This window comes from Pseudomonas sp. P7759, assembly GCF_013386445.1.
Lineage (GTDB): Bacteria > Pseudomonadota > Gammaproteobacteria > Pseudomonadales > Pseudomonadaceae > Aquipseudomonas > Aquipseudomonas azotoformans_A.
Genome location: NZ_JACART010000026.1, coordinates 1 through 19,164 on the forward strand (window position 1 = coordinate 1; position 19,164 = coordinate 19,164).

The following is a 19,164-nucleotide window of genomic DNA, read 5'->3' on the forward strand; positions in this document are numbered from 1 at the left end:
CAAGCCCGCTCACTACAACCGCTGAATAGTCACAGTACCCGCAGGCCCAGCCGGCCCCGGCTGCCCTTCCAACCCTGGGCGGCCCTTTTCGCCGCCATCAGCGCGATACACCAGGCAGCCCTTGGACTGTCCACCCTTGCCAGGCTTACCCGCCGTGCCGGCCAATCCGCCGGGACCACCGTCCACCCAGACCTTGATCTGCTGCGTCGGGAAGTCCTGCGGCAACTCGACCCGCACCTGCGCACCGGACGCGCCAGGCAAGCCATCACCGCCGTTGTCACCATTGGCACCGCGACCGGCCGAACCCCAGGTACAACCTGGGTCCGCGCCATTGGCACCGTCCAGCCCGGCATAGCCTTGGGCACCGGCGCCGCCGCGAGCGTCGACTGAAAGTTCGTCTGCTGCCAGGGAATTGATGCGCAAGGTCAGGTCACGCCCGGCCTTGGCCGGTTTTTCGTGGGTGCCGGGCGCGCCGCGCGAGGTGATCTGGCTGCCGTGGTCCAACTGCGCATGGCGCACCTGCAATTGCAGCGCGGTGTTGCCGGGCACGATGGCGATGCGCGCGTCGCGGCCCAGGTGCAGTTCATCCACCGTGACCTGGCTGATGGTGGCGGGGATCAGCAAGGTGCCGTAATCCGCCACATCCAAGCGCTCCAGTTGCAACACGCTGGTGCTGCTGGGCAGGCGCATCAACGAGTTGGTTTCCACACTGACGCTTTGAGCCAGGGCAACAGGGCTGACCAACAGGGCCAGCAGTAAAACCTTACGCATCGTGGAGCTCCCCAGAATTCTTTTAAAAATTATTTCTAGTTTTTCTTTGGACGCACAGTAACGACTTCCGCAGGCGCTTTGCCAGTGAAGGATCAAAAAAGTTGATAAAGGGGGAGGATTGGCAGCAATGCCCCTGTGGATCCCACAGGGGCAAGGGCCGTCAGCGGTTGATCTGGATTTCCGTACGACGGTTCAAGGCGCGGCCTTCAGCGGTTTTGTTGTCGGCGACCGGATGGCTTTCGCCCGCGCCGGTCACCGAGACAAAGTTGCTGCGCGGTACGCCTGCACCGATCAGGTAGTCCGTGACCGAATGGGCGCGTTTTTCCGAAAGTTTCTGGTTGTAGGCGTCTTTACCGACGCTGTCGGTGTGGCCACTGACCCGCAGCTGGGCGCTCGGGGCTTCCTGTTTCAAGCGCGTGGCGACGGTATCGAGCTTGGTTTTGTCCGCCGCCGTCAGCTTGGCCGAGTCGAACTGGAAGTGCACATCGCGGATCACGATGGTTTCTTCCTTGACCACGACCACCTCCTCAACCACGGCCGCTGGCGGTGCCGGTGGGCAACCATTGGCATCCACCTGCACGCCTTTTGGCGTGCCTGGGCACTTGTCGCGGCTGTCCGGCACACCATCGCCGTCTTCGTCGCCATCGCCGTGCACCCAGCAATAGGCGCCCGCCATGCCGCCGATCAGCAGCGCACCAGCGCCCGCGTAGGCCGAGCTTTCAGTGGCACCGATCGCCGCACCGGTCACACCGCCAAGGGCGGCGCAGGTGGGCCAATCGGTTTTTTGCAAACCTGCGCAACCTGTCAATACTCCGGTTAGCAGAACCAAGGGTAGAGCTGTCCGCATGATGCTCATCTGATTTCTCCTGAGGGGATCGGCGGGGGCCGATGGGTGGAGTAAAGACCGCTCTTTTCATCTGCGCCACTACGCCGCGCCCCTGTATTCATTGAGGATCGCCGCATTCGTAGGACTTTTCTCGGCCGCCCGCTCTAGGCCCGCACGCTCAGCCGCGCTAGTCTCTACGGTCCTGATGTGAGGATCTCTGATGATCGCCGGTATTTCTGCCCGTACCCCCCAGCAAGCCTTGGCCGCCTTGCTCGACCTGCACCAGCCCAAACGCCTGTTGCTGTTGGGCGCCAGCCAGTTCCCGGCACTGGAGGCTTTTCAAAAAGCCCATCCGGATACCCAAGTGTCCCTCGCGCAGCCCGGCGCGTTGCCCGCGGAGCTTGCCGCACAGCGGTTTGACCTGGCCCTGGTGGTGGACTGCCTGGAGCACCTGTCAAAACCGCAAGGCCTGACCCTGCTCGGCGGCATCCGCAACCTGAATGCCAGCCGCATCGCGGTGCTGGTGGACCTGGGCGCCTGCGACTGGAAGGACACTGACTTCTTCTCCCTGGCCCTGCAGGCCGGCGAGCGCTTCCAGCGCGACGACCAGGTTCTGACGCTGTTTACCTATGATCTGCTTGACTATAAACAGGTGCCGGACTGGCTCAACGCCCGCTTCTGGGCCAACCCGGAAAACTTCGGAAAGTATTGGTGGTAACCCGATGAGTACATCCATTTGCCCCTGCGGCAGTGGCAACCTGCTGGATGCCTGCTGCGGCCATTATCACGCCGGCCATCCGGCACCCTGCGCCACCGCGTTGATGCGCTCGCGCTACAGCGCCTATGTGCTGGGCCTGGTGGACTACCTGGTCGCCACCACCCTGCCCGCGCAACAAGCCGGTCTGGACCGTAACGCCATCGCCGCCTGGAGTGCCCAAAGCACCTGGCTCGGCCTTGAGGTGGAAAGCTCCGAGGTGTTCGGCGGCCAGCCGGAACACGCTTTCGTGACCTTCACCGCGCGCTGGCATGACAGCACTGGCGAACATAGCCACCGCGAGCAGTCTTCTTTCGTACAGAATGACGGGCGTTGGTACTTCATCGACCCGACGGTGGAAGTGAAGGCCGGACGCAACGATGCCTGCCTGTGCGGCAGCGGGCAGAAATTCAAGAAGTGCTGCTCCAGCTACCTCTAAACCCTCAAAGGATTAACGCCATGCTCCGGATGTACAGCTTGATGCTGGCGTTGACCCTTGGCCTGACCGGCTGCGCGTCGTGGTTCGAAGACGACTCCCCGCCGCCCCACGTTTCCCTGGTCAAAGTCGAAGTGGTGCGCGCCAAGTTGCTGGAGCAGAAATTCAAGCTGTACTTTCGCGTGGACAACCGCGACGACGCCGACCTGACCGTGCGTGGCCTGATCTACAAGGTCACCTTGGATGATTTTGTGCTGACCGAAGGCGAGTCCAATGAATGGCTCACTGTACCGCCGCGCAGTCATAAGTTTTTTCGGGTGTCGGTGCGCACCAACCTCTGGCCGCAGATCCGCGACGTGGTGCAGATGCTGAAAAATCCCGACCGGCCAGTGCCGTATCGTCTGGAAGGTGAGCTGAAAACCGGATTATTCATCGGTTATGACGTGCAGGTGAACCACAATGGCGAGATAATCCCCGGCGATTTTATTCCGGAGCGACATCGATGACTCAGCAACCCCATGTCCATGGTCCTGACTGCAACCACGATCACGATCACCATGATCACGACCACGGCCATGTCCACGGCCCGAACTGCGGCCACGCTCACCAGGAGCCGGTACGCAACGCCTTGAAGGACGTGGGTCGCAATGATCCTTGCCCATGCGGCAGCGAGAAGAAATTCAAGAAGTGCCACGGGGCGTAAGGCCCTGACCCCGGAGGAGCCCACTTACTGTGGTGAGCGGGCTCGCCACAAAAGCAGCTCCACCACAAGCCCCCCACCTTCGCGATTACGCAAACTCAGCCGGCCGTCATGCGCCTTGGCGATGGTGTGAGCGATGCTCAACCCCAAGCCATACCCGCCGGTCTCGGCATTGCGTGAACCTTCCACCCGATAAAACGGCTCCATCACCTGCTCCAGCTGTTCTTGGGGAATCCCCGGCCCCCGGTCGCTGATGACGATCTTCAAGCTCTCCGCCTGGTCCTCGACCCGCACCACCACCTCACTGCCATAGCGCACCGCGTTCTCCAGCAGGTTCTGCACACAACGCTTGAGGCTGCGGGCGTAGCCCGGCAGTGGCTGTTTGGCCCGGCCTTCGATCACCAGGTTTTCGCCCACATCTTGCAAATCCGCCTGCAAGCTTTGCAGCAAGGCGTTGATATCGATGTTCTGCCGTGCCTCGTTGATTTCGCCACTGCTGACAAAATCCAGGGTGCTGGAGACCATGTGCTCCATTTCTTCCAAGTCACTGCGAAAACGCTCCTTCGTACGGTTGTCTTCCAGCATTTCGGTGCGCAGGCGCAGGCGTGTGATCGGTGAACGCAGGTCGTGGGAAATAGCCGCAAGAAAGCGCGTGCGCTCGGCGATGTTGGCGATCAGCCGCTGTTGCATGGCATTGAACGCCTGGGCAGCACGGCGTACTTCGGTGGGGCCGTCCACCGATAACGGCGGACGCTGGATATCCCGCCCCAGGGCTTCGGCCGCCTTGGCCAACGCGTTGAGCGGGCGGATCGCCAGGCGCACCGCCACCAACGCGATCAACACCAGCACCAGCACCCGCAGCAAATAAATGCGCATGACGTAATCGAACAGCAGGTCCAGCGGTGAAGTGCTGGTCCAACCCTGTTCTTCGCTGGCATCCACCTGCAACCAGCGGCCGTCAGGCAGGCGCAGGTCAATCAGAAACTGCCCCACCACCGGCTTGGAACCGAGCAGGGTCGACAGCCCGGCGGTTTGCCCTTCGCCATCCACCAGCGACAGGCGCAACAGGATCAGCGTCTGGGCGTAACCGGTTTTTTCCGACAATACCTTCTTGATCAACCGTTCGGTGGGCCGGTCGCTGTCGTGAAGCGTGCTGGGCGTATTACTGGCCTGGTCGCTGAGGGTCAGGCGGAAGGTCGGCGTGTCGAGCATCTTGATCAGCAGGTCCGCCTGTTGCGGGTCGCTGTGCACCAGGCGCACCACGTCCGCCAGGCGCGTGGCGATCAAGCGCGCCGGGATTTCCAGTACCTGCCCATGACGTCGGTCGTACCAGATGCTGCTGGTCAGCGCCTGCGCCGCGAGCATGCCGCTGACCAAAATCAGCACCAACCGCCCGAACAGCGAACGCGGCAGCAGTCTCACGATTCCAGCACCACGTCGTCGGCAGTGAGCATGTAGCCTTCGTTGCGCACGGTCTTGATCAAATGGGCCGGCAGTTGCGAGCGCAGGCGGCTGACGCACACGTCGATGGAACGGTCGAACGGCGTGCTGTCTTTGTCGAACACGTGGTTGAGCAAAAAGTCGCGGCTCAACGGGCGATTGGGGTGCTGCAACAACAGGCGCAACACGCGGTAATCCGAGTTGCCCAGACTGACCACCACGCCCTCCGGCGACAGCAATTGTCGCGCCCGCGTGTCGAGCTGCCAGCCGGCAAAACGGATGCTCGGCGCTTCATCCAGGCGCGCGCGGTCGGGAAAGCTCTGCACCCGGCGCAGCACCACCTTGATCCGCACCAGCAGTTCACGCGGATCGAACGGCTTGGGCAAGTAATCGTCCGCGCCGATTTCCAGGCCGACGATGCGGTCGATCAACGAGCCTTTGGCCGTGAGCATCACCACCGGCGTGTTGGAGTTCACCCGCAGTTCGCGGCACAAGCTCAGGCCGTCTTCGCCTGGCAGCATCAGGTCAAGGACGATCAGGTCAATGACATTCAGCGCCAGGCGACGGCGCATTTCCTTGCCGTCGGCGGCGGTGGACACCTGGAAGCCGGCGTCGCTCAGGTAGTCGCAGAGCAACTGGCGGATTTGCGGATCGTCATCAACGATCAGCAGGTGGTCTTGCTTGGCCATGGGCAGTCAATCCGAAAAACAATGAAACGCAGCAAATAGCCGAAAGTTCAGCCAGCCGTGCAGGCAAATGTAATGGAATGTTGTAGGAAACCATAATCAAGCATCCGCGATACAAACCCGAGGGATGACAGGCGGAATCGCTCTTTAGACTACCGAACCTAAATGAGAGTAATTGTAATTTAGACTCGGAAGCCACTCATGTCATTGCCCACACCTCGCAGCCACACGCTGCATACCACCCTGGCACCGATGTTCGGCCTGCTGGCTGCCGGCAGCGTCGCACCGGTTGCCTTGGCTGACGCGCCAACGGCCACGTCCAATGACTCGGTGCTGAGCCTGCCGGAAATCAAGGTCGATGGCGAAGCCACCTCCACCTTCAAGGTGGACCGGGTGACTTCGGCAAAAATCAGCCAACCGCTGCTGGACGCCCCGCAAAGCGTGACCATCGTGCCGCAGCAGGTGCTCAAGGAGCAGAACGCGCAGACCTTGCAGGAAGTATTGCGCAACGTGCCGGGCATCACCTTCATGTCCGGCGAGGGCAACCTGGGCTGGGGCGACCTGTTTTCGATTCGCGGGTTTTCTTCCGAGCAGAGCCTGACCGTCGACGGCGTGCGCGATGCGGGCATATCCACGCGTACCGACACCTTCAACCTGCAACAGGCGGAAGTGTTCAAGGGCACCGGCTCCATCGAGTCCGGCGTGTCCGCCGTGGGTGGCAGCGTCAACCTGGTGAGTAAAGAAGCGCACCTGGGTGATGCCAACCGCGTCTCCGCCGGTATCGGCACCGATGCCTACCGCCGTCTCACCGCTGACCTGAATAAACAGATCAACGACACCACCGCCGTACGCGTCAACCTGATGAAGCACTACAACCAGGTGGCCGAACGTGACGACGTGGACTACGACCGCTGGGGCATCGCCACCTCGTTCGGCTTCGGCCTGGGTACTGACACGCGCTTCTTCATCGACACTTTCTATCAGAAAGATACCAACACCCCGGACGGCGGCGTGCCGATCCAGCGTGGGACGAATGGCGACCGCATGCCCGGCGTGAAGCGCTCCAACTGGTACGGCGACTCGAGCCTCTACACCCAAGAGAACAAAACCACCTCGCTCACCGCACGCTTCGAGCATGACTTCGACTGGAATGACGCCAACCTGCGCAACCAGACCCGTTGGGAACGCAGCGACAATTTTGCCGTGCTCTCCCCGGCGCGCTTCTTCGCCGCCAACGCCAACGGCCAGAAGACCTGCACCGGCACCCGCTGTGCGACCTTGGGCTACACCGGTGTAGGACCTATCAGCCAAGTGCCGGGCAGCACGGTGAATGCCTACACCGATTATGTAAATAACAGTAATACCGCCTACGGCATCCTGCGCGGCAGTGACTTCGGTTTGTCCAAGCGCTACACCATCCTCGACAACCAGACCGACTTCAATTTCAACCTCACCACCGGCAGCCTGCAACACGCCGTGGTCAGCGGCCTGGAGTTCTATCACGAGACCTACGGCGGCCTGAAACGCAACGCCAAGGTGCCGGCCGGCGACCTGCTGTTCGACATGAACGACCCCAGCCACAGCTTCGCTAGCACCTACGTGACCAAAGGCGAAGGCGACCCGCGCTCGGTGATCGACAACGCCGGGATCTATCTGGGCGACACCATCACCCTCAACGATCAGTGGCAAGTGCTGGGCTCGTTGCGCTATGACAACTGGCGCGCACAAACCAGCCAGCGTGGCCAGGCCAGCATCAGCAGCACTGACGGTGCCGTCAGCGGTCGGGTTGGCGCGGTGTTCAAACCGCTGCCCAACGGCAGTATCTATGTGTCCTACAGCGAAGCGGCGCAGCCGTCGGCACTGGGCGCATCGACCAACAACCAGATCTACGGCGCGGCCAGCACCAGCAACTACAGCCCGGCCAAGTCCAAGACCTATGAACTGGGCACCAAGTGGGACATTGCCCACGACAGGCTCAACGTCACGGCGGCGATCTTCCGTACCGAACTGGACAATGCCTGGGAATACCAGGACGGCGAATCCGCCCCGGTACGTGCCCTGCCCGCCAAGCGTGTAGACGGCATCGAACTTGGCCTGCAAGGCAATATCACCCCGCGCTGGACCGCCTACAGCGGGTTCTCGGCACTCAAGAGCACACAGACCAAAGGCATCAACAAAGGCGCCGAAGCCAAGAACGTCCCCGACCTGACCGCCAACCTGTGGACCACCTATGCCGTCACCGACGTCCTGAGCCTCAGCTACGGCGAGCAATACGTGGGCCGACGCCGCTACACCGACAACAAGTACGTCGGCGGCTTGAACAACAACAGCAGCTCCGCCAACGGCCCGTCCGGTGTTTACGCGATCTACACCCGCGACCACGAAAAAGCCCCCGGCTACTGGCTGAGCAACCTGGCCGCGCAATACAAGGTGAACAAGGACACCACGGTCAACCTCAACCTCAACAACGTGTTCAACAAGTTCTATTACAGCCAGGTCGGCGCATCCCTCGACGGCTTCCAGCTCTACGGCATCCCAGGTGCCGGGCGCACCCTCACCGCCAGCGTCGACTATGAGTTCTGAAGCGTGCTAATCGAAATCCCGGCGCTGCTCAGCGCCAGCGAAGTCGAAACCACCGTGGTCACCTTGCTCGATCAGCCCTGGGTTGACGGCAAGGTGACCGCCGGACAGCGCTCGGCCATGGCGAAAAACAACCGACAGTTGTCGGAAGAGTCGCCAGTGGCCCTGCGCATCGGCGAGCAAATTCTGGCGCGGCTGTCGGACAACGCGCTGTTCATGTCGGCCGCCTTGCCCAAGCGCATCTACCCGCCGCTGTTCAACCGCTACAGCGGCGGTGAAGCGTTCGACTGGCATATCGACAACGCCATTCGCGGCATCAAGGGCGTGCGCGAGCGGGTGCGCACCGACATCTCCGCCACGCTGTTCCTGGCCGACCCGGCCAGCTACGACGGCGGTGAACTGGTGATCCGCGACACCTTCGGCGAGCACGCAGTGAAGCTGCCCGCCGGGCACCTGCTGATCTACCCCGGCAGCAGCTTGCACAAGATCAACCCAGTGACCCGCGGTGAACGCATCGCGAGTTTCTTCTGGATCGAAAGCCTGGTGCGCGAAGACAGCCAGCGCCAGTTGCTCTTGGACATGGATGTGGCCATCCAGACCCTCACCGCCCAAGACGCCGACCACCACGCGCTGCTGCAACTGAGCGGCGCCTATCACAACCTGTTGCGGCGCTGGAGCGATGTCTGATGCGCCGCCTTCACCTGGAGTCCCTGCCATGTTGAAACCCCGTCACCTGCTCAAGCTGGGTGTGCTGTTCGGCGCCCTGGTCCTCGGCCACGCTGAAACCGCTGCCGCCCATGAAGTCACCGACGTGCTGGGCCGCAAGGTCGAAGTGGCTGACAACGTAAAACGCGTGGTCCTCGGAGAAGGCCGGTTGATCTCGGCGTTTGCCCTGCTGGACCGAGACGCGCCGTTCCAACGCATCGTCGGCTGGCAGAACGATTTGAAGCTGCTGGACCAGCACACCTATAACGCCTACGTGGCGAAATTTCCCACGGTGAAAGACATCCCGCTGATCGGCCAAGCGTCGGAACAAAGCGTCAGCGCCGAGGAAATCCTCTCGCTGAAACCTGACCTGGCGGTGTTCAGCATTTCCGGCCACGGCCCCACCGAACACAGCCCGGTCGCCGACGTGCTGGCCAAGGCCGGCATCCCCGTGCTGTTCGTCGACTTCCGCATCAATCCGGTGCAGGGCACCCACACCAGCATGACCGCGCTGGGCCAGGCGTTGGGGCGTGAAACCCAGGCCAAGGGGTTCCTGGATTTCTATGACCAGCACCTCAAAGTCATCACCGATGCGGTCGCCACTTTGCCGGCGGGGCCGCGCCCGAGTGTGTTCCTCGAACTGCTGGCCGGGGCCTGGCAAGCGCCGGGGCACACCACCGGCAAAAGCGGCATGGGTGAAGTGATCAAGCTGGTGGGCGGGCGCAACATCGCCGCCGACGTGGTGCCGGGGGCGCTGGGGGATATCAGTGTGGAGTACGCGCTGAAAGCGGATCCGGATATTTATGTCGCCACCGGCAACCACAAGCCTGGGCTGATCCTGGGGGCTGGCGTCAGCAACGACGAGGCGCGTGAAGCCTTCGACCGCGTGCTGGCACGCCCGGAATTCGCCAACCTTCGCGCCATCCGCGAAGGCAATGCCCACGGCCTGTGGCATGACTTCTACAACTCGCCGTACAACCTGCTGGCGATTGAGTCACTGGCCAAATGGGTGCACCCAGAGCTGTTCGCCAAGCTGGATCTGCAGGCGACCATGAACCAGATCAACGCGCAATTCCTGGGGATGCCGTTGCAGGGTGCCTATTGGATCGACAGCAAGCCCGCTCCCACATTTAGATCTTTATTGTTTTCGAAATTGTGTGAGCCCAATGACCACTCAAACCCTCGACCTTGCCAACGCCACCCACGGCTACCGTCGCCTGTTGGCGCGGCGCGCCTGGCTGCTGGGCCTGCTCGGTACGGCGCTGGTGTGCGCCATCCTCGTGGACCTTGCCAGCGGCCCCTCGGGTATGGGCCTGCTGGCCTTGCTCGACGGTATCCTGCACCCGTCGCATCTGAGCGCCACCGACCAAGTAATCATCTGGAACGTGCGCCTACCCTATGCACTCATGGCAGTGCTGGTTGGCTGCGCGCTGTCATTGGCCGGGGCCGAGATGCAGGCGATCCTGAACAACCCGCTGGCCAGCCCGTTCACCCTGGGCGTGTCGTCGGCGGCAGCCTTGGGCGCGTCGCTGGTGATTGTGTTTCCGGTGACGACGCTGTGGGTGTCGGCCAACACGGCGATTTCCATCTCGGCCTTTATCTTCGCCGCTGCCTCGGTGTTTTTGCTGCAAGCCATGTCGCGCCTGCGGGGCGCCGGGGTGGAAAGCCTGGTGCTGTTCGGCATCGCCCTGGTGTTCAGCTGCAACGCGGTGGTGGCCTTGCTGCAACTGGTTGCCACCGAAGATGTGCTGCAACAACTGGTGTTCTGGACACTGGGCAGCGTGACCCGGGCCAACTGGGAAAAGCTCGGCATCCTGGCCCTGGTGGTGGCGGTCGTCATGCCGTTTTCCTTTGCCGCCGCACCGCGCCTGACCCTGTTGCGCATGGGTGAGGACCGCGCACAAAGCTTTGGCGTGGATGTGAAGCGGCTACGGTTTTTCTCATTGCTACGCATCAGCCTGCTGTCGGCCACCGCCGTGGCCTTTGTAGGCACCATCGGATTTATCGGCCTGGTCGGTCCGCATATCGCGCGGATCCTGGTGGGTGAAGATCAACGTTTCCTGTTGCCGGCCAGCGCTTTGACCGGCGCGTTGCTGCTGGCGCTGTCGTCGATTGCCAGCAAGTTGATCATGCCCGGTGTGATCGTGCCGGTGGGTATCGTCACCGCGTTGGTGGGCGTGCCGATTTTTGTGGTGCTGGTGTTCAAGCGCGGGAGGCAGTTATGAGCGAAGGTTTGAGCGTACACAACGCCCAGGTGAGTTACGGGCGCCGGCAGATCGTGCACGACCTGAGCCTGCCCACCCTGCCCCATGGCAGTTTGACCGCCCTGATCGGCCCCAATGGCGCCGGCAAGTCCACCCTGTTGCGTGCCGTGGCCGGGTTGGAAAAGATGCAAGGCGTTGTACGATTGGGTGACCTCGACCTGTCGGCCATGTCCGTCGCCGAACGTGCGCGACGCGTGACCTACATGCCGCAGAACCTGCCGCCGGGCTTGAGCCTCAGCGTGATGGAAAGTGTGATCGCCGCTCTGCGCGTGGCGAATGTCGAGGGCATCCCCTTGTCCAGCGATGCGTGCCTGCGTGAAGCCTTCGACGCCTTGCAGCGCATTGGCATCGCGCATTTGGCCGATCAACTGTTAAGCACACTGTCCGGTGGCCAACGCCAACTGGTCAGCCTCGCGCAACTGATCGCCCGTCGTCCTCAGGTGATGCTGCTGGACGAACCCACCAGCGCACTCGACCTCAATTACCAACTGAAGGTGATGGACTGCGTGCGCGGGCTGGTGCGCGAACACAACCTGATCGCCGTGGTGGTGCTGCACGACATCAACCTGGCTGCGCGCTTCGCCGACCATATCGCCGTGCTGCGCCAGGGACGTTTGTACGCCAGCGGTGCGGCGGATGAGGTGCTCAACCCGTTGTTGTTTGCCGAGGTGTATCGCGTGCGGGCGCGCATCGAGCGCTGTTCGCAGCAATCGTTGCAGGTGCTGGTGGATGGCGCTTTTTGATTTGCTTCTAAGGGTATGCGCAAATGTTTCATTGAATTTTCGCACACCCAACATTACCTATACCTACAGGCATCCGCTCAAGCATCACCACTTTTGGAGAGCTTCATGATCGACCTGTATTACTGGACTACCCCTAACGGTCACAAAGTATCGCTGTTCCTGGAAGAAGCCGGCCTGCCCTACAAGGTGCATCCGATCAACATCGGCCAGGGCGACCAGTTCAAGCCTGACTTCCTGAAGATCGCTCCCAACAACCGCATTCCGGCCATCGTCGATCAAAACCCGACCGACGGCGGCGCGCCGATTTCGCTGTTTGAATCCGGCGCGATCCTGCTGTATCTCGCGGAAAAAACCGGCCAGTTCATTCCAAAAGACCTGCGTGGTCGTCAGGAGGCGCTGCAATGGCTGTTCTGGCAAATGGGCGGCCTGGGCCCGATGGCCGGTCAGAATCACCACTTCAGCCAGTTCGCACCGGAAAAAATCCCCTACGCGATCAAGCGTTATGTGGACGAAACCGCCCGCCTGTACGGCGTGCTGGACCGACGTTTGGCAGACCGTGCATTCGTGGCGGGTGAGGCCTACAGCATTGCCGACATGGCCATCTACCCGTGGATTGTTTCCCACAAGTGGCAGAGCCAACGCCTAGAAGATTTCCCACATCTGCATCGCTGGTTCAACAGCATCAAGGAGCGGCCGGCAACAGTCCGGGCGTATGAGCTGGTGCAGAAGGTGAACCCGCCTAAATCCTGAGTTGAAGCCTTGCTCGATCCAAATGTGGGAGCGGGCTTGCTCGCGAAGGCGATCTGTCAGTCGACATATTCAGTGACTGACACTCTGCCTTCGCGAGCAAGCCCGCTCCCACATTATTCTGTGCAAGACTCAAGATCTAACGGTTAACCCAAACTCCCGCTTGCGTCGTTTCGCCGCGCTCACTAACGTAGCGCCTTTACTGACGTAACCCCGCAGGAGCTTTGCCATGGCCTCGCCAGCCCTCTCACATTTTCTTCCCCGGTTCGGCGTTGCCGCGGCAGTGGCCAGTGCGTTAAGCCTGGCCGGTTGCCAGCTCCAGAGCACCCAGGACACCCTGCCACCGGTCGCCGGCGTGCAGCCGATCAAAGGCCTGGCACAGAATGTTTCCGTGCGCCGCAATGCCCAGGGCATGCCGCTGATCGAAAGCAACACCTTCCATGACGCGCTGTTCAGCCTCGGTTATGTACACGCCAGTGATCGCATCACCCAGATGGTCACCCTGCGTCTGCTGGCCCAGGGCCGCCTGGCAGAAATGTCCGGCCCCGAGGTGCTGGATGTCGACCGGTTCATGCGCGCGGTCAACCTGAAAAAAAGCGCCAGCGAGCTGTACAACGCCTCAAGCCCGCGCCTCAAGCGCTTCTTTGAAGTGTATGCGCGTGGCGTCAACGCCTACCTGTTCCGCTACCGCGACAAGCTGCCGCCGGACTTGGCCCAGACCGGCTACAAGCCCGAGTACTGGAAGCCGGAAGATTCGGCACTGCTGTTCTGCCTGCTGAATTTCAGCGAGTCGGCCAACCTGCAGGAAGAAATTGCCTCGCTGGTGCTGGCGCAGAAAGTCGGCGTCGACAAACTCGCCTGGCTCACCCCAAGCGCGCCGGACGAAGCGATCCCGTTGGCCGAGGCCGAGAAACTCAAGGGCGTGAACCTGGGACAGATCACCGGTCTGGCCGGCCTGGACGCAGTCAGCCAACAACTGAGCAGCCTCAATTCGCTGGCAGTGACCACCTCAAGTAACTGGGCCATCGGCCCGCAACGCAGCCGCAGCGGTAAAAGCCTGCTGGCCGGCGACCTCGCCGCCCAGCCGCAAGCGCCGTCGCCGTGGAGCTACGTGCAGATCCGTGCGCCAAAATACCAGGCCGTGGGCGCTTCGATTGCCGGCCTGCCGACGCTGTTGTCCGGCTTCAACGGCAACGTCGCGTGGAGCATGAGCACGGTCAAGGGCGACACCCAGGACCTGTTCCTGGAAAAGGTCAAACGCCAGGGCAACGCGTTGTACTACGAGAACAACGGCAAATGGCTACCCGCCGGGGTGCGTAACGAAACGTTCTTCGTCAAAGGCCAACGCTCGATTCGCGAAGTGGTGTACGAAACCCGCCACGGCGCCCTGCTCAACAGCAGCCAGGCGCTGACCACCGGCCTGGGCCTGGCGCTGCAAACCGCCGACTTCAAGGACGACAAGAGCCTGGATGCGTTTTTCGACCTGTCCCGTGCGAAAAACGCCGGCAAGGCCTCGGATGCCACCCGCGAAATACGCGCCATTGCGCTGAACATGATCTTCGCCGACGCCAGCAACATTGGCTGGCAAGTCACCGGACGCTTCCCCAACCGTCGCGAGGGCGAAGGCCTGTTGCCGTCGCCGGGCTGGGACACGCGGTTTGACTGGGACGGTTACGCCGACGCAATGCTGCACCCGTATGACCAGGACCCGGCCCAAGGCTGGATCGGCACCGCCAACCAACGCACCGCGCCGCGTGGTTATGGCATGCAGCTGTCCAACTCCTGGGATGCACCGGAGCGTAGCGAACGTCTGGCGCAACTGGCCAACGCCGGCAAGCACGACAGCCGCAGCATGATCGCCATGCAGTACGACCAGACCACCACCTTCGCCGCCAAGCTCAAGACCATGTTCCAGGCGCCAGGCATGGCCCAGCCGCTGAAGCAGGCGATTGACGCGCTGCCAGCCGCTGAGCAGGCCAAGGCACGTGAAGCACTGGGCCGCCTGATGGCCTTTGATGGCCGTTTGGTGTCCACCTCCGCCGACGCGGCGATCTATGAACTGTTCCTGCAGGAAAGCACCAAACAGATCTTCCTCGACGAACTCGGCCCGGAAAACAGTGCCAGCTGGAAGGCGTTTGTCAGCAATGCCAACCTGTCCTACGCCGCCCAGGCCGACCACTTGCTGGGCCGCGAAGACAGCCCGTTCTGGGACGACGTGCGCACCCCGCAGAAAGAAGACAAACCGGCGATCCTCGCCCGTAGCCTGGCCGCCGCAATCACGGCTGGTGACAGCCAGCTGGGCGCCGATCACAAGGCCTGGCAGTGGGGCAAGCTGCACACCACCACCTGGAAAAACACCAACGGCCAGGTGATTCGCGGTCCGCTGGCCGCCGGTGGTGACCACAATACCCTGAACCCGGCGCCGTACAGCTGGGGCCAGGACTTCCGCACCACCCAGGTGCCGGCGCTGCGCATGATCGTCGACTTCGGCCAAGTGGAGCCGATGATGGGCCAGGGTGGCATCGGCCAGTCCGGCAACCCGGCCAGCCCGAACTATGCCAATGGCATCGACCCGTCGCTTAAGGCGCAATACCTGAGCTTCCCGATGCAGCCGCAGAACTTCGAGAAGGTGTATGGGAAAACCCGGTTGACCCTGACGCCGGGCAAGTAATCCGGTTTCTCACTGGAGAAGCCGGATCAAAAATGTGGGAGCTGGCTTGCCTGCGATTGCGGTGGTTCAGTCACTCAAAGGTTGACTGATAGGGCCTCATCGCAGGCAAGCCAGCTCCCACATTTGTTCTGCATGCATTCAGATAGAACTTCTGCACTCCGCCCCGCCTCCTACCTGATAAGCCCATCGCCCCCGGCACGCCCATGGACCTTGTCATCGCCCGCCCCGAAGGCCTCTACTGCCCCGCCGGAGATTTCTACATCGACCCCTGGCGCCCGGTCGAACGCTCGGTCATCACCCATGCCCATGGCGACCACGCCCGCACCGGCAACCAGCACTATTTGGCCGCCGCCCCTGGCGAAGGCATTCTGCGTTCACGCCTGGGCCAGGACATCAACCTGCAAACCCTGGCTTACGGCGAGCAACTGGTGCACCACGGCGTCACCTTAAGTTTTCATCCGGCCGGGCATGTCTTGGGGTCGGCCCAGGTGCGCCTGGAATACAAAGGTGAAGTCTGGGTGGCGTCTGGCGATTATAAAGTCGAGCCCGACGGCACCTGCGCGCCCTTCGAGCCGGTGCGCTGCCACACCTTTATCACCGAGTCGACCTTCGGCCTGCCGATCTACCGCTGGCAGCCCCAGGCGCAGATCTTCGCCGGGATCAACGACTGGTGGCAGGCGAATATCGCCGCCGGCAAGGCCAGCGTGTTGTTCTGTTATTCCTTCGGCAAAGCCCAGCGCATCCTGCATGGCATCGACGCCAGCATCGGCCCGATCCTCAGCCATGGCGCGGTCGAACCGTTGAACCGGGTGTACCGCGAGGCCGGCATCTACATCCCCGAAACCCTTTACGCCGGTGACTTCAAGAAGACCGACCCGCTGCTGCGCCAAGCCTTGATCATCGCCCCACCTTCGGCCGGCGGCAGCAGTTGGATCAAGCGCTTCGGCGACTACAGCGACGCCTTCGCCAGCGGCTGGATGCGCCTGCGCGGTACCCGACGTAGGCGCGGCGTGGACCGAGGTTTTGTACTGTCAGATCACGCCGATTGGCCCGGCCTGTTGTGGGCCATCGAGCAAACCGGCGCCGAGCGGGTGATGGTCACCCATGGGTCTGTCGGCGTATTGGTGCGCCATCTGCGGGAAAAAGGCCTGGATGCCCAGGGCTTCACCACTGAATACGGTGACGACGAAGAAGAGGCCAGCGCATGAAGGCCTTTGCCGAGTTGTACGCCAACCTCGACGCCACCACGTCCAGCAACGCCAAGCTGGCGGCGTTGCAAGCCTACTTCCGCGACGCGGCGCCGGAAGATGCGGCCTGGGCTGTGTATTTCTTGTCCGGCGGACGCCCTCGGCAACTGGTGCCGACGCGCCTGTTGCGCGACATGGCCACCGACGCGTCCGGCATCGAGCCGTGGTTGTTTGAAGAAAGCTACCAATCGGTGGGCGACCTGGCAGAAACCATTTCCCTGCTGCTGCCGGAATCCACCTACACCTCGCAGGACGGCCTGGCGGTGTGGCTGGAGGAAAAACTCCTGCCGTTGCGTGGCCTGCCGCCGTTGGAATTGGCCGAGCGCCTGCCGGCGTTATGGGCGCAACTGGATCAGCCCAGCCTGATGGTCTGCATCAAATTGATCACCGGCAGCTTTCGCGTGGGGGTGTCCAAGCTGCTGGTCACCCGCGCCCTCGCCGCGATGGCCGACCTGGACAGCAAGCGCGTGGCGCAGCGGTTGGTGGGCTACACCGATCTGTCCAACCGTCCTACAGCTCAGGGCTATTTAAAGCTGATCGCCGCCGAATCCCCCGACGAACATGCACAACGTGGCGGGCAGCCTTATCCGTTTTTCCTGGCCCATGGCTTGGCGCAACCGGTGGAACAATTCAACGATTTGCTGGGCTCCCCCGCCGACTGGCAAGTGGAATGGAAGTGGGATGGCATCCGCGCGCAGCTGGTGAAACGCGACGGCCGCCTGTGGATCTGGTCCCGTGGAGAAGAATTGGTGACCGAGCGTTTCCCCGAACTGCACAGTCTGGTAAGCGGGTTACCCGATGGCACGGTGATCGACGGCGAAATCGTGGTGTGGAAAGACGCGGTGCAACCCTTCGCGCTGCTGCAACAGCGGATAGGGCGCAAGACCCTGAGCAAAAAAGTGCTGGAGGACGCCCCGGTTGCGGTGCTGGCCTACGACCTGCTGGAACATCAGGGCGACGATTGGCGTAACCACACCCAGGCGGAGCGTCGCGCGCAGCTTGAACAGGTGATCGCCCAGTGCAACCAGCCGGTATTACGGGCGTCGCCGCTGTTGACCGGCGCGACCTGGGAAGAACTGGCCGAACAACGCGAAGCCTCGCGCAGCCTCGGCGTGGAAGGCATGATGCTTAAAGCACGCGATGGCCTGTACGGCGTCGGCCGCACCAAGGACATGGGCGTGTGGTGGAAGTGGAAGGTCGACCCGTTCAGCGTCGACGCGGTGTTGATCTACGCCCAGCGCGGCCATGGCCGACGCGCCAGCCTGTATAGCGACTACACCTTCGCCGTGTGGGACGGCCCGGCTGGCAGCGAACGCACGCTGGTGCCATTTGCCAAGGCCTACTCCGGCCTGACCGACGAAGAAATGCGCAAGGTCGACGCGATTGTGCGCAAGACCACCGTGGAAAAATTCGGCCCGGTCAGCAGTGTGACGCCAAGTATGGTGTTTGAACTGGGGTTCGAGGGCATTGCCTTGTCCAAGCGGCACAAGAGTGGGATTGCGGTGCGGTTTCCACGGATGTTGCGTTGGCGGCAGGACAAGAAAGTCGAGGAAGCCGACAACCTCGCCACCCTGCAAGACCTTCTGACCTGAAACAGTGCGCTCATTTTTCGATGCCCATTTTCGGGCATCTCCTACACTCAGCTCTCCCTTGTCCCACCTTTTAAAACGACCATTCGGAACTACATTCGGAACTATGGTGCAGAAATTGCTACTTGTGATCCGTCTGACACCGTTCAGTAACAGTCCTAAACGCGCCACAAGCGCTTATCTTGGTTTCCAGGGATTACATAATGAAAAAAGCATTGCTGACCCTTTCTGCACTGGCCCTGTGCATGGCCGCAGGTGTAGCCACGGCCAAGGAATACAAGGAATTGCGTTTTGGTGTCGATCCGTCCTACGCACCGTTCGAATCCAAGGCCGCCGACGGCAGCCTGGTAGGCTTCGATATCGACCTGGGCAATGCGATCTGCGCCGAGCTGAAAGTGAAGTGCAAGTGGGTTGAAAGTGACTTCGACGGCATGATTCCAGGCCTCAAGGCCAACAAGTTCGACGGCGTGATTTCATCCATGACCGTGACCCCGGTGCGTGAAAAGGCCATCGACTTCTCCAGCGAACTGTTCTCCGGCCCGACTTCGCTGGTGTTCAAGAAAGGCGCGGGCTACTCGACGCCAGAATCCCTCAAGGGCAAGTCCGTGGGCTACGAGCAAGGCACCATCCAGGAAGCCTACGCCAAGGCCGTACTGGATAAAGCCGGTGTGACCACCAAGGCCTACGCCAACCAGGACCAGGTGTACGCCGACCTGACCTCCGGCCGTCTCGACGCGTCCGTACAGGACATGCTGCAAGCCGAACTGGGCTTCCTGAAGTCGCCGGCCGGTGCCGGTTATGAAGTCAGCGCGGCCATCGACGACCCGTTGCTGCCGTCGAAAACCGCCATCGGTATCAAAAAAGGTAACACTGAACTGAAGGCGCTTTTGGATAAAGGTATCAAAGCGTTACACGATGATGGCACCTACGCCACCATCCAGAAGAAGCACTTTGGCGATCTGAACCTGTACAGCGGCAAATAATGCCTGGAGCGCCCTTCCTTTG

Annotated in this window: 17 protein-coding genes and 1 pseudogene; 14 read left to right on the forward strand and 4 right to left on the reverse strand. The window is 61.8% G+C overall.

Translation table 11 applies throughout. The features are described 5' to 3' along the window. Positions 1–12: 12 nt before the first annotated feature. Together HX823_RS19520 and HX823_RS19525 are read right to left on the reverse strand one after the other, a co-directional pair. Positions 13–771 (reverse strand): collagen-like triple helix repeat-containing protein, encoded by a 759-nt coding sequence (locus tag HX823_RS19520; RefSeq protein ID WP_038849720.1) that lies wholly within the window; start codon positions 769–771, stop codon positions 13–15. 160 nt (positions 772–931) lie between these two features. Further along, a complete protein-coding gene (locus tag HX823_RS19525) occupies positions 932–1,627 on the reverse strand; it encodes an OmpA family protein (RefSeq protein WP_038849718.1) in 696 nt (231 codons plus the stop codon). A gap of 190 nt (positions 1,628–1,817) precedes the next feature. On the opposite strand from HX823_RS19525, the gene HX823_RS19530 reads away from it, so the two are divergent. The 4 genes from HX823_RS19530 to HX823_RS19545 are packed head-to-tail and all read left to right on the forward strand — an operon-like array spanning position 1,818 to position 3,490. Continuing rightward, positions 1,818–2,315 (forward strand): DUF6231 family protein, encoded by a 498-nt coding sequence (locus HX823_RS19530; RefSeq protein WP_038849717.1) that lies wholly within the window; start codon positions 1,818–1,820, stop codon positions 2,313–2,315. 4 nt (positions 2,316–2,319) lie between these two features. Next, positions 2,320–2,790 carry a YchJ family protein gene (locus HX823_RS19535; protein ID WP_033902756.1) on the forward strand — a complete coding sequence of 157 codons (471 nt, stop codon included), beginning with the start codon at positions 2,320–2,322 and terminating at the stop codon, positions 2,788–2,790. 20 nt (positions 2,791–2,810) lie between these two features. After that, the gene (locus tag HX823_RS19540) at positions 2,811–3,293 is read left to right on the forward strand and encodes an LEA type 2 family protein (protein WP_038849715.1); all 483 of its coding nucleotides are present in this window, start codon (positions 2,811–2,813) and stop codon (positions 3,291–3,293) included. Beyond that, positions 3,290–3,490, forward strand: a complete 201-nt coding sequence (locus tag HX823_RS19545) for an SEC-C metal-binding domain-containing protein (RefSeq protein ID WP_003189235.1) — start codon at positions 3,290–3,292, stop codon at positions 3,488–3,490. Before HX823_RS19540 ends, HX823_RS19545 begins: the two co-directional genes overlap by 4 nt. Before the next feature lie 24 nt (positions 3,491–3,514). Here HX823_RS19545 and HX823_RS19550 read toward each other — a convergent pair whose 3' ends face one another. Together HX823_RS19550 and HX823_RS19555 are read right to left on the reverse strand one after the other, a co-directional pair. Next, complete coding sequence (locus HX823_RS19550; RefSeq protein ID WP_177076173.1) at positions 3,515–4,909, reverse strand: ATP-binding protein; 1,395 nt, start codon at positions 4,907–4,909, stop codon at positions 3,515–3,517. Then, entirely contained in the window at positions 4,906–5,616 is a 711-nt protein-coding gene (locus HX823_RS19555; RefSeq protein ID WP_038849710.1) for a response regulator, read from the reverse strand. Before HX823_RS19555 ends, HX823_RS19550 begins: the two co-directional genes overlap by 4 nt. A 198-nt stretch (positions 5,617–5,814) precedes the next feature. Here HX823_RS19555 and HX823_RS19560 point away from each other — a divergent pair, with 198 nt between their 5' ends. The 10 genes and pseudogenes from HX823_RS19560 (at position 5,815) to HX823_RS19605 (ending at position 19,142) form a co-directional block, all read left to right on the forward strand. Further along, entirely contained in the window at positions 5,815–8,196 is a 2,382-nt protein-coding gene (locus HX823_RS19560) for a TonB-dependent siderophore receptor (RefSeq protein ID WP_177076175.1), read from the forward strand. 3 nt (positions 8,197–8,199) lie between these two features. Then, positions 8,200–8,880: a Fe2+-dependent dioxygenase gene (locus HX823_RS19565; protein ID WP_177076177.1), complete on the forward strand. Its 681-nt coding sequence runs from the start codon at positions 8,200–8,202 to the stop codon at positions 8,878–8,880. A gap of 28 nt (positions 8,881–8,908) precedes the next feature. Further along, positions 8,909–10,015, forward strand: a pseudogene (locus tag HX823_RS19570) (ABC transporter substrate-binding protein); the annotation flags it as partial. 49 nt (positions 10,016–10,064) lie between these two features. Further along, on the forward strand, positions 10,065–11,123 hold the full coding sequence (locus HX823_RS19575; protein WP_177076179.1) for an iron ABC transporter permease: 1,059 nt from the start codon (positions 10,065–10,067) through the stop codon (positions 11,121–11,123). Then, the gene (locus tag HX823_RS19580) at positions 11,120–11,905 is read left to right on the forward strand and encodes an ABC transporter ATP-binding protein (protein WP_038849698.1); all 786 of its coding nucleotides are present in this window, start codon (positions 11,120–11,122) and stop codon (positions 11,903–11,905) included. Before HX823_RS19575 ends, HX823_RS19580 begins: the two co-directional genes overlap by 4 nt. 105 nt (positions 11,906–12,010) lie before the next feature. Further along, positions 12,011–12,655 carry a glutathione S-transferase N-terminal domain-containing protein gene (locus HX823_RS19585; RefSeq protein WP_177076181.1) on the forward strand — a complete coding sequence of 215 codons (645 nt, stop codon included), beginning with the start codon at positions 12,011–12,013 and terminating at the stop codon, positions 12,653–12,655. A 226-nt stretch (positions 12,656–12,881) separates the two neighbouring features. Next, a complete protein-coding gene (locus tag HX823_RS19590) occupies positions 12,882–15,323 on the forward strand; it encodes a penicillin acylase family protein (RefSeq protein WP_177076183.1) in 2,442 nt (813 codons plus the stop codon). A 203-nt stretch (positions 15,324–15,526) separates the two neighbouring features. After that, entirely contained in the window at positions 15,527–16,531 is a 1,005-nt protein-coding gene (locus tag HX823_RS19595) for a ligase-associated DNA damage response exonuclease (protein WP_061435563.1), read from the forward strand. Further along, entirely contained in the window at positions 16,528–18,162 is a 1,635-nt protein-coding gene (locus tag HX823_RS19600; protein ID WP_177076185.1) for an ATP-dependent DNA ligase, read from the forward strand. The genes HX823_RS19595 and HX823_RS19600 overlap by 4 nt, the downstream gene beginning before the upstream one ends. Positions 18,163–18,362: 200 nt before the next feature. Further along, on the forward strand, positions 18,363–19,142 hold the full coding sequence (locus tag HX823_RS19605; RefSeq protein WP_014717255.1) for a transporter substrate-binding domain-containing protein: 780 nt from the start codon (positions 18,363–18,365) through the stop codon (positions 19,140–19,142). Positions 19,143–19,164 lie beyond the last annotated feature (22 nt).